At 66.3% G+C, this 13,550-nt stretch carries 7 protein-coding genes; 1 reads left to right on the forward strand and 6 read right to left on the reverse strand.

All coding sequences use genetic code 11. The features are described from left to right. Positions 1–14: 14 nt before the first annotated feature. Both G8O24_RS32550 and G8O24_RS32555 read right to left on the reverse strand, forming a co-directional pair. Positions 15–3,728 (reverse strand): AsmA family protein, encoded by a 3,714-nt coding sequence (locus G8O24_RS32550; RefSeq protein ID WP_188106531.1) that lies wholly within the window; start codon positions 3,726–3,728, stop codon positions 15–17. Positions 3,729–3,898: 170 nt separating this feature from the next. Next, complete coding sequence (locus tag G8O24_RS32555) at positions 3,899–5,128, reverse strand: cytochrome P450 (RefSeq protein WP_188106533.1); 1,230 nt, start codon at positions 5,126–5,128, stop codon at positions 3,899–3,901. Positions 5,129–5,274: 146 nt separating this feature from the next. Here G8O24_RS32555 and G8O24_RS32560 point away from each other — a divergent pair, with 146 nt between their 5' ends. Then, positions 5,275–5,886, forward strand: coding sequence for a TetR/AcrR family transcriptional regulator (locus G8O24_RS32560; RefSeq protein ID WP_188106535.1), 612 nt, complete (start codon positions 5,275–5,277; stop codon positions 5,884–5,886). Between the two features lie 11 nt (positions 5,887–5,897). Here the strand turns inward: G8O24_RS32560 and G8O24_RS32565 are convergent, their stop codons facing one another. From G8O24_RS32565 to G8O24_RS32580, 4 genes are all read right to left on the reverse strand, one after another. Then, positions 5,898–6,659 (reverse strand): molybdate ABC transporter substrate-binding protein, encoded by a 762-nt coding sequence (locus G8O24_RS32565; RefSeq protein ID WP_188106536.1) that lies wholly within the window; start codon positions 6,657–6,659, stop codon positions 5,898–5,900. Between the two features lie 249 nt (positions 6,660–6,908). Next, on the reverse strand, positions 6,909–9,494 hold the full coding sequence (locus tag G8O24_RS32570) for an EAL domain-containing protein (protein ID WP_188106538.1): 2,586 nt from the start codon (positions 9,492–9,494) through the stop codon (positions 6,909–6,911). A gap of 211 nt (positions 9,495–9,705) precedes the next feature. Beyond that, positions 9,706–10,998, reverse strand: a complete 1,293-nt coding sequence (locus G8O24_RS32575) for an MFS transporter (protein ID WP_188106540.1) — start codon at positions 10,996–10,998, stop codon at positions 9,706–9,708. 90 nt (positions 10,999–11,088) lie between these two features. After that, positions 11,089–13,479: a bifunctional diguanylate cyclase/phosphodiesterase gene (locus G8O24_RS32580; protein ID WP_244646113.1), complete on the reverse strand. Its 2,391-nt coding sequence runs from the start codon at positions 13,477–13,479 to the stop codon at positions 11,089–11,091. Positions 13,480–13,550: the final 71 nt, after the last annotated feature.

A 13,550-nucleotide genomic window follows, 5' to 3' on the forward strand; every position in this document is an offset into this window, starting at 1 on the left:
GTGGGCACATCGCCCTACGGATTCTGCGGCGTCAGCACCAGCGGCGGCTTCGGCCGGGGCTTTGCGGGCGGGGGGCCGGGCGCCGGTCTCACCTCGATCGGCGGCGGCAAGGGCGCGGCCTGCTGACTTGCCAGCGGTGGACTTGTCAGGGGTGGACGTGTCAGGGGTGGACTTGCCAGAGGTGGACTTGCCAGAGGTGGACTTGCCAGCGGTGGGCTCGGCACCGCAGGCGCGGCAAGCGGCGGTTTCGGCGTCGGCGCAGCCTTGGGTTCAGCCTTGGGTTCAGCTTTGGGCTTTTGCGGCGCGCGCCGCGGATCGCGGCCGGGCATGGGCACGTCGGTCAGCGATGGCTCGGGTCCAGGCTCGGGCGAAACCAGCGTCGGCAACGCGGCGGTCGCCGGTGGCGGCTCGCCGCGCTCGATGGCATCGAGCCTCCGCGTCTCGCGATCGATGGTGCGCACCGCAAGCCACGACGACAGCGGCGTGAGATCGACGGAGCGGCTGAGCTTGTCGGGGGGACCTGCCGCAAACAGCTGGATCTCCGGCGGCGCGCCGGACAGGCCGGTCATGATCGGCGTCAGGCTGGCGCGGATATCGGCCTGGTCGGCTGGAATGTCGTAACCGCCGGAGACGATGGCGCGCGCGTTCTTCGCTTCCAGCGGTGTTGCGCCGACACGCAGCCGGCCATCGCGGATCGTGAACGCGATCTGCGCGGAGGGGATCGTGATGGGAGCCGCCGACAGCGCCGGCTCGACCAGCTGACGCAGCTTGATGTCGTCGCTCACCTGCCCGCCGTCGCTGGCGCGGATCGCGACCTCGAAGGCGCGCGGATTGAGACCGCCGATCTCCGCCGAGTCCAGCGTCACCGTGCCGTTGCCGGCGAGCGCACCCGTCAGCGCCGAGACGCTGCGGCCCTGGCTCGTCAGCGTCATCTGCGCCGAGATGCGCCCCTTCGGCAGCGCCAAATCGCGATAATGCAGCGAGGCCGCATCGACATTGGCGAGATCGAGATGCGCATTGAGCGCCAGACCGCTACCGCCGTTGCGCGCATCGAGGCTTGCGGTCATCTCGCCGCCACCGAGGCCGCCCTTGAGCGCATCGAGCGCGAGCGACTGGCCGTCGCTGCGGAGCGTGCCGCTGAAGGGACGCATCTCGATTCCGCCAGGCAGGCTGCCGCGCAAGGCCTGGAACGCGACGCGGCCACGCCAGCCGCTGATGAGGCCCGCGCTCAGCGGCTCGCCACTGTCATGCCCGGCGGCGCCCACGGCCAGCGCGAGCGCTGGCGCCAGATCGAGCGTGTCGAGCCCGACTTCGCCGTCGACGTCCTGATCGAGCGTCACCGCGAGATGACCGCGCAGATGCGAGCCCGCAGCGGTGCTGTCGAGATCGTCGAGGGTCAGGCGACTGCCCGATAGCATGAGGCGGGAGGACAGGCTGACAATCTGCGCTGATTTGTCGGCCGGAGCGGTCCCGAACAGCGGCGCCAGATTGGCATTGCGTAGGTGCAGATTGACGTTCGCCTTCGGCTCCGGTGCCGACAAGTCGACGCTTCCTTGCGCATCTGCATCCAGGGCACCGCCGCTGAGCTTTGCGTTCAATTGCAAAGGCCTGCGCCACGCACCGCTCAGCCTGCCCTCGATCTGCGAGGCGCCCTCGCCCGCGGCCACGATGCGATCGAGGCCGAGCAGCGCCGTGAGCGAAGCGGCTTGCGGCGTCGAGACTTTCGAGTCCAGCGTGAAGTCGCTGTCGCGCAGCTTGTCGATGTCGATGCCGTTGACCGCGGCCACCGGCGCCTGCGCGGCGAGCGTCGCGCTGGCCTTCAGCTGCGGCGCGTCGAGCTCGACCATGGCGCGCGCATCGCTGCGATCGGCATGTTCGGTGTTCTTGTCGAGGCTGAGGTTGAGCGTCAGGCGCGTCGCGCCTGATAAGACGGGTATCGCATCGAAGCGCGCGCGCAGCGCCGGCGCGATCGGCTCCAGCAGCGCCGTGAGATCACGCAGCGAATTGGCCGACGATTTCAGCGCGAGCTTGCCGGTGGCCCTGGTGCGATCGAAATTGCCTGAGGCTTCCGTGGTCACGCCGCTGGCCTGGCCGAACCGCAACTGCTCCAGCGACAGCGAGGTCGGGCCGTAGCCGAGCTTTGCCGCGAACGGCCGCAGCTCCTGTCCCGCCGAGATCGCCCGACCGATGTCGAGCGAGAGCTTTGCCTCCTCCGGCCACTCGCCCTTTGGACCTGCAAGCGCGCGGACGAAGCTCGCGGCGGCATCGAGGTCGAGCCGGTCCGCCTTGAGGTCGGCATCGATGCGCGAGCCCTTGCTGGCGCCGGTCTGCACGAAGGCGATGCGGCCCTCGACCGCGCCGCCTTCGATGTCGGCCTTCAGCTTGTCGATGGCGAGATGATTGGCAGCGATGGTCACGTCGCCGGCAAGGCGCAGCGGCCGCGTGCTGCGCCTGATGATCTCGTTGCGGCCCTGCAGCCAGGCCACCAGCGTGTCCGGATCGGACGACTCGACGCTGAGACGGCCGCTGAAGCTGTCGGCGCCGGGCGTTGCGCCGTTGAGCGAGAGCTGCGTCATGCCGGGCGCGCGCAGCTCGAAGCGCTGGAAGGTCCAGGACCGGCCATCGGTCTGAAGCTCGGTCGTGATGTTCTGGAGCGGACGGCCGCCCAGCATGATCTGGTCGGCGTTGAACTCGATCTGCGCCGGGATCGGCGCCTGCGGGATGGCGGCAAGTCCCGCGCGCAGCGCCGGCAAGATCCGCAGCGGCTCGGCATCGTCGCGCCCCGCGAGCCTGTCGGCATCGACCTGCCGCGCCGACAGCACCGCGCGAAGCTGCGGCGAGGCGCCGAACCTGAGGTCGCCGACGCCGCCGACCTTGAACGCGGCGTCTTCCGCGCCGAAGCTCGCGTCGACCTGGTCGAGTTTGGCGCCGGCGGGATCGGCCTTGAGCTTTGCGGTGAGCTTCCAGGGCGACGACCCCGCCTCCCCCGGCTTCTTCGCGGGCGACACCGCCAGCGTCAGCGCGCCGTCGAATTTCGGCTGGCGGTTGTCGAAGGCGAGGACGCCCTCGAGATCGGCCAGGATCGCCCGCTCGCCGGGGTCGATGTTGAGGTGCAGGCGGGTGGCGCTGCCATCGGCGCTGGGACCGGAGGAGACCCGGAACGGATAACGCGTGCCGGCGACGGTGAAATTGCCGTCGCCCCGCACCGCGCCGGCCAGCGAACGCACGTCGCCGGAGAACACGATGTCGTTGAGCTCCAGCGTCGAACGGCTGGCCGCGTCATGCAGGGCAACGCGGCCGGTGAGGTTCAGCCGCTCGATGGCGAGCGATGCCAGGTTGAAGGTGCCGCTCGCGGTGGACGGCAGGTCGACCCGGCCTTTGGCGTCGAGGCCGAGATCCACGGCCATGCCGCCGACCGAAAGCTCGGTGGCGCGCCACTCGCCCCGCATCAGGGAGCCCAGGCTGAACTCGACGTCGAGCTTGTCGGCGCGCAGCCGTCCGAGATCGTTGTTGCCGCCGAAGGTGACCGAGCGCAACCGCAGCGTCGGCGTCGGCAGCAGCCGCGCGTCAAGCTCGCCCGCGACGCGCACCGGCACGCCGATGATTCGGGTCGCCTCCGCCTCGAACTGGGGCCGAAACTGGTTCCAGTCGACGAAATACGGCCCGATCAGCGCGGCCAGCAGCGCCAAGATAAAGGCAATCGCCAATCCGAGCAGCGTCGTCTGCACGGGTCTCCCCTCGGCCAAGCCGGCACCCGGGTCAAACCCAAGCTGACAAACCAAGCTTCAGGCGCGCCGGAACTGCCCCTTATATAGGGGGAAGTGTGGCGAAGTCACAGCGACTGTTGCGCGCGGAGGTTAATGCGCCAGGCCCTGCTCACGAGCCGTACACACAGCCCTCACCAGCTCGCCGGAAGCTGCTTCAGGCCGCGCAGCACGAAGGTCGGGCGCCATTGCGGGTTTTCGACGTCGTCGATGCGCAAATCCGGCAACCGGCGCAGCAGCGTGGCAATGGCGACCTCGGCCTCGATGCGCGCCAATTGAGCGCCCAGGCAGAAATGGATGCCGCCGCCGAACGACACCGGCCTGACGTTCGGGCGCGTGATATCGAGCCGGTCGGGGTGGTCGGGGTAAACCGCCGGATCGTGATTGGCCGAGCCGAGCAGGCATAGCACGGTTTCCCCCTTCGGGATCTTCTTGCCGCCGAGATCGTCGATCTCCTCCAGCGCGACGCGGCCGGTCATCTGCACGGACGAATCGTAGCGCAGGAACTCCTCGATCGCATTGACCATCAGGTCCGGCCGCGACTTGAGGAGCGCGAGCTGATCCGGATTGCGATGCAGCGCGAGCAAGCCGTTGCCGATGAGGTTAACCGTGGTCTCGTGGCCGGCGCCGAACAATAGGATGATGTTCGCCGTCAGCTCCTCGTTGCTGAGCTTGTTGCCGTCTTCCTCGGCCTGCACCAGCTGGGTGGTGAGATCGTCTCCGGGAGAGCGGCGGCGCAGCTCGAACAGCTGCTGGAAATACATCTGCGCCATCATGTTGGCGGCGTTGCCCTTGGCGATCTCCTCCGGCGTCATCGGCACCGGATCGAGCAGCCGGCCGCCGTCGCGCGAGCTCTTGTAGAAGACCTCGCGATGGTCTTCGGGGATTCCGAGCATCTCGCAGATGATGGTGACGGGCAGGCGGAAGGCAAAATCCTCGATCAGGTCCATATGGCCGCGGTCAATCACCGCATCGATGGTCTGGTCGACGATCTCCTGGATGCGCGGCCGCATGTCCTCGACGCGGCGGGCGGTGAATGCCTTCACGACGAGGCCGCGCAGGCGGGTGTGATCGGGCGGATCGGCCTGCAGCATCCAGTGCCCCATGCTGCGGAACACCGGCTCCTTCATGATGTCGGGGCCGTAGCGGCGCATCGTACGCTCGACGAAATCCTTGCCGAAGCGCTTGTCGCGCATCACCAGGCTGACATCGGCGTGACGACTGGCGACGAACTGGCCGAATGGCGTGACATGGATGGGATCGAGCGTGCGCAGCCGCTCGTAATGCGGGTAGGGATCGCGGATGAAGTCCGGCGACAGGGGATTGAACAGCGGCCCACCAGCGGGTTGCACTTGCTCGTTCATGGTGACCTCACCTTGCTTGCCGCATGACACGATACGCTGATCGCAGCCGCGACGCTCCAGCGTAACCATCCCTTGCGAAGACGTGATCGAGCTTGTCAACTCGATACATTGTTGTATCGAGTTGCATTGTGCCGTAAACTGGCCCGATGTCAAGGGTGAGAACCAGGCCGACCAGGGACGACACGCGCGAGGCGCTGTTCGAGGCGGCCGCGCGCGTATTCGAGCAGGAGGGCATCGCCGGCGCCAGCATCGAGGCGATCGCGGCGGAAGCCGGCTACACCCGCGGCGCGTTCTATTCGAACTTTGCGAGCAAGGACGAATTGATTTTCGCCATGCTCGAGGACCATGTCGAGCAATCGATCCGGCGCAACATGGAGATCCTGGCGCAGCACAGGAATCTGGACGATTTCATCGCGGCCTTGAAAACGATGGATCGCGGCCGGCAGGATCCTCTCACCCGCTCGCCGCTGCTGCATATCGAGATGATCCTGTTCGTCGCGCGGGCCGAGAAGCGCCGGCCGGAGCTCGCGAAGCGGCTGCGCGCGCGGCGCAAGCTGATCGCCGACATCGTCGAGGCGACGTTGAAGGACAGCGGCAACGGCGAGAGGCTGAACCCGCCATGGATGGCCTCGGTCGTGCTCGCCCTCGAAGACGGCTTTCGCCTGCACCGGCTGATCGATCCCGAGACGACGCCGGCCGACAGTTTTTTGCGCGCGATCACGGATTTGCGGCGGCGCACGGGGCTGGGGACGGATTGAGTTGCGGACGACTAGTTTGCTGCCGGTGCAACACCGTGAGCCCTGAAGGCGGCAACCGCTTCAGGTGAGTGCAGGTACTTGATCACCCGCAGTCCTGCCTCTTCGTTCTTGGTATCCTTGCCCAGGCCCGCCGCCAGAACCGTGACGTTGTTCAGTTCAGCCGGAAGGCTGCCGACCTTTTCAACGCCTTGAACCGAAACAATCTCGGGTTCCAGCTGGATCGCGAGATCGGCCTCGCCATTTACCAACAAGGTCGCCGCAAAGCCTCCGGCTGGAGGATATTTCGTCTTGCGCTTGATCTCGTCAGCGATGCCCAGCCGCTCCATCAGCTTCGCAATGTAGACACCGCTCGCAGCACCGGTTGCGGGGTCGCTGAACGCCACCGATCTTGCCTCCAGCAGTGCCCGCTTGAAAGCATCCGGCGTTGAAATGTCGGGCTTCGCGGCTCCGCCTTTGACGGCGACTGCGATGCCTGTGCTTGCAAACACCGAGTCCGGCTGAACCTGAGCCTTGCCATCCTTGGCGAGGCCTTCAAGCGCTGGCTTGGTCAGGATCAGGACATCGACCGCCTCGCCGTCTTGCACACGCTTGGACAGCATCGCCGCCGTTGCCCAGGAGATAACGAGCTTGTCGCCGGTGGCCGCTTCGAGCTTCGGCACCATATCCTCGAACGTCGATTCCACCGCTATCGTGGCAAACGTTTTGAGTTCAGCGGCATTTCCGGACGACACAGCCAGCAACAATCCGGCGCACCCGGCGGCAATCAATTTCATGAAACATGCTCCGATAAAATCCGGCAATATGCTCGATCTTGCCAGCGTGGGGAGCCATCCACAACTGGAATCTCGCTTGGCGGCGGTCGGAGTTCTCTACGACCATCTCATATTGCGGAAGTGCGCGCTCCGCTTCCTGAATAGTCGCCCCAAGTTCGGCCGGTCCCACGTCCTTCCACGACAGAACCTCAGCGCTGGCAAATGTTGGCATCAATGCCATCGCGCCCGTTAGACAGACGTTAGATATGCTTACGCCGACCGCTTCGCCGCGTCGCGCACTGCCGGCTTGACATCGAGCCGGCGCAGCATCGCCTTGGCCTGCTCGGCGCAGTGCTCGATCAGCCAGCGCTCGAAGGCAACGGGCGCGAGCGCGGGAGCGTAGAGGAAACCCTGCACGACGTCGCAGCCGAGCCCGGCCAGCATCTTGCGCTGGCCCTCGGTCTCGACGCCTTCGGCAACGACGGTCAGCCCAAGACCCTGGCCGACGCGCACCACGGCGGTGGCGATCGCGAGCGCGCCCGCGTCACGTTCAATGTCGCGCATGAAACTGCGGTCGATCTTCAATTCGCGGATCGGCAGATGCGCGAGCCGGCTGAGGCTGGAATAGCCGGTGCCGAAATCGTCGACCGAAAGTCCGACGCCGAGTTCACGGATCGCATGCATCGTCTCCAGCGCCGCCGCGCCGTCCTGCATGAAGGTGCCTTCGGTGATCTCCAGCATCAAGGCATCCGGCGGCAGCGCGTATTCGGTGAGGACGTCCTGCAGCCGCGCGGCCAGCGCGACGTTGCGGAAATTGAGCGGCGACAAGTTCACGGACACGCTGGGAATGTTGAGCCCGGCGCGCCGCCAGGTCGCCATTTGCCGACAGGCCTCGCGCACCGACCACAGGCCGATCTGCTCGATCAGACCACACTCCTCGGCGAGCGGAATGAACTTTGCCGGCGAGACGTCGCCGAGCACGGCATCGTGCCAGCGCGCGAGCGCCTCGACGCCGTGGATGGCGCCGTCGCAGCTGCGGATCTGCGGCTGATAGAACAGGCTTAGCCCATTGTCGGCGATGGCGCGCCGGAGCGCTGCGATCATTGCCAGCCGCTGCTCGGTGAGCCCGTTCATCTCCGCACTGAACATGCGGTGGGTCGAACGGCCGGCCTGCTTGGCCATGTACATGGCGGCGTCGGCCTGCTGCATCAGCGTGTCGATGTCGGTGGCGTGGTCGGGATAGAGGCTGATGCCGATGCTGGCCGACATCGGCATCAGCTTCGATCCGAGCCGCAAGGGCGCGGCCAGCGCTTCCGTGATTCCGGCCGCGACGCGCTCGGCGCTTTCGGCATTGCGGTGCGGCAGCAGGATGACGAATTCATCGCCGCCGAGCCGGCCCAGCATGTCATCGGGCCCGATCTGATCGCGCAGCCGTTGCGCGAGCTGGATCAGCAACTCGTCGCCGGCGGCGTGGCCGAGCGTGTCGTTGACGTCCTTGAAATGATCAACGTCGAGAAAGGCGAGCGCGACATGGCCGCCGGTCGGACAGGCGTCGATCGCGGTCGTGATCAAGTGCCGCAACTGCGCGCGGTTCGGCAGGCCGGTGAGGATGTCGTGATAGGCGAGCCGCGCGATCTCGGCGCGCGCCTCCTTGCGCTCGATCGCGAAGGCGGCGAGATCGACGCAGGCATTGACGATGCGGCGGTGCCAGTTGCTCGGCGCGCGCGGCTCGCGATAATAAAAGGCGAACGTCGCAATGACACGACCGTCCTTGGCCTTGACCGGGGTCGACCAGCAGGCACGCAGGCCGATCGCCAGCGGCATGGCCTTGTAAGGCTGCCAGCGCGGATCCGTATCGAGATCGGTCGCGAGCACCGGTTCGCCATAGAAGGCGGCGGTGCCGCAGGAGCCGACACTGGGGCCGATCGCGATGCCGTCCAAGGCACGCGAATAGTCCTCGGGCAGACTCGGGCCGCCGAGCGGATGAATCAAGCCGGCGGCGTCGACATGGAGCAGCGAGCAGACCACGTCGGGCGCGATCTCCTCGACGCGGCGACATAGCCGGTCGGCGATGTCGCTGATCGGCACCTCGTCGGCGAGCGCGCTCATGATCAATTGCTGCAGCGAGCGCAATTGACGGCTTTCGGTGATGTCCTCGAGCAGGGCGAAGATATGCTTGACCTGTCCCTTCTTGTCGCGGAAGACGTCGAGACGGGCGCTGACCCAGATCTCCTCGCCGTCCTTGTCGTAGACCAGCACCTCGGCTTCGCCGCGGCGGCCATCATGCATCAGGCGCTTGACCAGGCGGGCTACGGCCTTGGTATCGGTATGGCAGCCGGCAATGAGCTCACGCGCGTGGCGTCCTTCGGCCTCGGCGCTGGTGTAGCCGAACAGCGCGGTGAACGCCGAATTGACGTAGACGATCCTCTGTTCGACGTCGGCGATGATGACTGCACGATTGGTCTGGTCCGAGACGGCGTGAAGCAACCCGATCCTGACGCGGCGCTCGGCATCCGCGGTGACGTCGCGCGCGAACACGATGTGATGGGCCGCGCCGCCGACAGTCACGGAAGACAGCGTGATCGCCGCCTTGATGCGGCTGCCGTCGCGCCGCACCAGGCTGATCTCGTCGCGAAAATCCGCGACCGGATCGGCCTGAAGGCATTTGAGAGTGAGAATTGCGGCGTCGTGACCAAGGACGTCGGCACGCGCAAGCTTCCAGATCCGCTCCGCGCCGGCGTTGAAATGGGTAATGCGATGCGCGGCGTCGACAATGACGATGCCATCGTCGGCGCATTCAAGCGCGGCGCGAAGTACGTCCGGCAGTTCGGTCACGGGGGCGTCGGAGGCAGGCATCGTTGGACCCGGCAACATCGGGAAGATACGGCAATCGGCCCCAAGCTATGCTTCGATGGTGTCCAAGACGTTGTTGCTGCGCCCTCGTGTCCCGCCAAGCCGCGACATACTTAACATTCCGCGAAAGCTGCAGCGGTAATGCGGTGCAGGAGGAACTGCCGTCTAGCTCTGTTCCCGACGCGAACCGGTATCCAGTTCGCTCCAGAACGCTTTATTTTGCGGCCTGAAGCCGGTGCAGCCGGCCGGCCACAGCCCGCACCTGGCGCGGCGAGGCCTGCCAGACCGACAGCGCCGAGAGCAGGCTGACGATGATGGCGATGGCAAAGGCGAGCGTGTAGTCGCCGGTCCGGTCGTAGAGCAGGCCCGTCAGCCAAGGGCCGGCTGCCCCGCCCGCCAGCGCCGCGAGCATGATCATGCCGAAGATGCTGCCCTGGTGACGCCCTCCAAAGATCTCGAACACCACCGCGCCCATGATCGAGGTGAGGCCGTAGCCGAGCGCGCCCTGCGCGAACACCATCAGCCAGACCAGCCAGACCGAGGGCTGGTACTTCAGCGCGATCAGCGCCGAGAAGCAGATCACAAAGCCGGCGCAGCTGATCGCCCAGACCCATTCCCGCCCGATCCGGTCGGAGACATGACCGAGCAAAATCTGGCCGGGAATGCCAAGCAGGCTGACGGCACCGAGCGCCCACACCGCAACACCAGGGCTGAAGCCGATGTCGAGCAGGAATTTGGTCTGGTGCACCTGCACGGCGTACCAGATGTACAGACCACAGAAATAGCCGAGCGCGATCCACCAGAAGCGCGCGGTCGCAACCGCCCGCCGCAACGTCCAGTCGGTGGCGACCCAGACCGGATCGACGATGTTGGAGACCGGCTTCGCGGCCCCCGCGGCCGGTGCGGCATCGCCGTCCGGCTGCAGGCCGATATCTTCGGGACGCTTGTGCAGGAGCAGATTGATCGGCGCCAGCACGATCAGGATCATCAGCCCCATTGCGGTGCAGGCGGTGCGCCAGTCAGCCTGCTCGATCAGGTGCTGCACCCATGGCAGCAGCGTCATGGAACCAATGCCAACGCCCGCAAAGGCGATGCCGATGGCAAAGCCACGCTTGCGGATGAACCAGTTCGGCAGAAACTGCGACTGGCCGGAATAGCCGAGACACACCGAGCCGGCACCGACCATGACGCCGATCGTCAGGTAGAGATGCCAGGGCTGGCTGGTCAGCGGCGCGAGCAGCAGGCCGCCGGCCATCAGCACCACGCCGAGTTCCATCACCGCGCGCGGTCCGGCGCGATCCATCAGCCGGCCGATCAGCGGACTGGCCACGCCCGAGGCGACGAAACCGAAGGAGAAGGCGCCCGCGGTGACGCCGCGCTCCCAGCCGAATTCGGAGAGGATCGGCGGAAAGAACAGCGAGAAGGAGGTGCGCGCATTGACGCCGATGGCCATGGTGACAAACGTCACGGCAACCACGACCCAGCCGTAGAAGAACGGAAGTCGCATTTTTCTTTATTTCATCCCTGGACGATCCTTCGGACCATCCGGGCGCGGGCGGGTCAAGAGATTTTCGCGAATGCCCCTCGAGCGTCTCGCTCAGGCCGCGTCGCGCTGCGAGCCCGCGGCGGACCCGTCAAGCTCGATCCGGTCGATCGGCAGCGGGCGGCCGAACAGATAGCCTTGCGCGAAATTGACGCCGAGCGCCTTCAGCCGCTCGAATTCGTCCTGCGTCTCGACGCCCTCGGCCGTGACGGACATGTCGAGCCCGCGCGCCAGCGTCACGATCGAGGAGATGATGGCCGAAGAGCGCGGCTGATGCGTGAGGTTGCGGATGAAGGATTTGTCGATCTTGATCTTGTCGAACGGAAACGCAGTGAGATAGCTCAGCGAGGAGTAGCCTGTGCCGAAATCGTCCAGCGCGAGCTCGATGCCGATGCTCTTGAGGCGCTCCATGAAGGCGTGGTTCTCGGTGCCGCGTTCGAGCAGGACGGACTCCGTGATCTCGATCTCGAGCCGCTGCGGCGACAGGCCGGAATCGCGCAAGGCGGCGCAGATGACCTCGAACAGATCGGCTTCCTTGAACTGGATCGGCGACAGATTCACCGCGACCATCAGGTCTGACGGCCAGGCCGCCGCATCGGCGCAAGCACGGCGCAGCACGAATTCGCCGAGCGGCACGATCAGCCCGGTCTCCTCGGCGAGCGCGATGAACTGATCCGGCGGGATCAGCCCGCGCACCGGATGCCGCCAGCGCACCAGCGCCTCGAAGCCGCGCCGCGCACCGGTGCTTGCATCCATGAAGGACTGATAGTGCACCTCGAGCTGGCAGCGCGCGATGGCGTCGCGCAGATCACCCTCCAGCGTGTTGCGTGCCTCGAGCTCGGCCGACATCGCCTCGTCATAGATCGTGAAGCAGTTGCGGCCCGCCGATTTCGAGCGGTAGAGCGCAAGGTCGGCCTTCTTGAGCAGTTGCTCCTGGTCGCATCCGTGATCCGGCGCGATCGCGATGCCGATGCTGGTGCCGATCTCGACCCGATGACCCGGCAGAGGGAACGGCTCCGCCACGAGCCTGGCGATCCGCATCGCCAGCTCGGTCGAAGAGGCGCGCTGGTCCTCGGAGCCTTCCTGGATGATGGCGAATTCGTCGCCGCCGAGCCGCGCCAGCACGTCGGTGGCGCGTATCGCGGATTTCAGCCGTTGCGCCACGAGGCGCAGCAGCGCATCGCCGGCACCATGGCCGAGGGAATCGTTGACGTTCTTGAAGCGGTCGAGATCGAGCATCAGGATGGAGAAGCTCGCGCCGCCCTCCGTCAGGCGGCTGTTGAGCTCGTCGAGCCGGCCGAGGAAGAAGGCGCGGTTCGGCAATCCGGTCAACACGTCGGTCTGTGCAAGCTCCAGCACGCGCCGGTTGGCCAGCGACAGCCGCCGCGAGTTGCGGCTCGCGAGCATCAGATAGGTCGACAGCGACAGCGTCAGCAGCATGCCGACGGTCAGCACGGCGCCTGCGCGATCATAGGTCGTCTCGAGTGGGCCGCCGGCGGTGGGAACCGCCCGCACCTGCCAGTCGGTATCGCCGATCTTGAGGCCGCCCGACCAGTGCCGGCCGCGCGCGACGTCGCGCATCGATTGCGGCGCGGCCGAAACGGAGGCGTAGTCGGGCAGCAGGTCCTCCAGGCTGACGATGCGGGCGCTGAAGGGCTGATAGACGTTCACGCTGACGGCGGGGCTCGCTCCGGTCCTGAGGCGGATGGCCTGCATCAGCAGAGGCAGGTCGAAGATGCCGACGACGAAGCCGGAGATGTTGCGGCGGCGATCGGCGACGGTGTCGCGCGACGTGCCCTTGGCATAGACGGGAACGATCACCAGCACGTTCGGCAGCTGACCGGCACCGTTCCGATCGTAGAGCTCGGTGCGGATCGCGGTGATGTGATCGTCGTCGCGGGCGCGCGCAAGCACCTCGCTGCGCCCGGGCATGCTCATGTAGTCGATGCCGTAGACAGGGGACGTCTTCGGCTGCGTCGAATAGAAGACGGGGTAATATTCCTCGCCCTGCGGCGCGGTGGCGAGATCGTTGCCGTCGAGCGTCTTGATCCGATAGCCGGACACGCCGTCGCCAATCGCGGCGGCCTCGTATTCGGCCCGCTCGTTGCGGCTGATCCGCGGCAACCAGCTGATCCGCAGCAAGCCGGGATAACGCTCGAACAGCCGGCCGCTGAACGTCTCGAACTCGCTGCGCGTGACCCCCTCGTTGGAGGATTCGAACAGGGTTCGCAGCGCCTCGAGCCGGCTGATATATTCGTTCATGCCGTTCTGCATGACGATGGATTGCGTTTCGGCGGCGTTCTCGAACTCGATCTTGTTGACGCGGTCTTCCCAGCGCGCGACCGCAGCCGCGCCCGCGAGCGAGAACAGCAGGCCGAGGGCAGCCGCGACCAGCGCAGGACGACACAGCCCGAGCAGCGACGCAACACGCCCCCGTCCGGTCATACGCCTTCGATCCAGATCAATCTGATCGCGATCGCCCATCTCGATCCCACACGTCCCCTCGGCGCGGCGGC

The sequence above is a fragment of the Bradyrhizobium campsiandrae genome, from assembly GCF_014529705.1.
GTDB lineage: Bacteria > Pseudomonadota > Alphaproteobacteria > Rhizobiales > Xanthobacteraceae > Bradyrhizobium > Bradyrhizobium campsiandrae.

What these genes read in the sequence shown, in the direction of transcription:
- G8O24_RS32555 (WP_188106533.1), bottom strand. Translation starts at nt 5,128, where the DNA reads ATGAACGAGCAAGTGCAACCCGCTGGTGGGCCGCTGTTCAATCCCCTG.
- G8O24_RS32560 (WP_188106535.1), top strand. Translation starts at nt 5,275, where the DNA reads ATGTCAAGGGTGAGAACCAGGCCGACCAGGGACGACACGCGCGAGGCG.
- G8O24_RS32565 (WP_188106536.1), bottom strand. Translation starts at nt 6,659, where the DNA reads ATGAAATTGATTGCCGCCGGGTGCGCCGGATTGTTGCTGGCTGTGTCG.
- G8O24_RS32570 (WP_188106538.1), bottom strand. Translation starts at nt 9,494, where the DNA reads ATGCCTGCCTCCGACGCCCCCGTGACCGAACTGCCGGACGTACTTCGC.
- G8O24_RS32575 (WP_188106540.1), bottom strand. Translation starts at nt 10,998, where the DNA reads ATGCGACTTCCGTTCTTCTACGGCTGGGTCGTGGTTGCCGTGACGTTT.
- G8O24_RS32580 (WP_244646113.1), bottom strand. Translation starts at nt 13,479, where the DNA reads ATGACCGGACGGGGGCGTGTTGCGTCGCTGCTCGGGCTGTGTCGTCCT.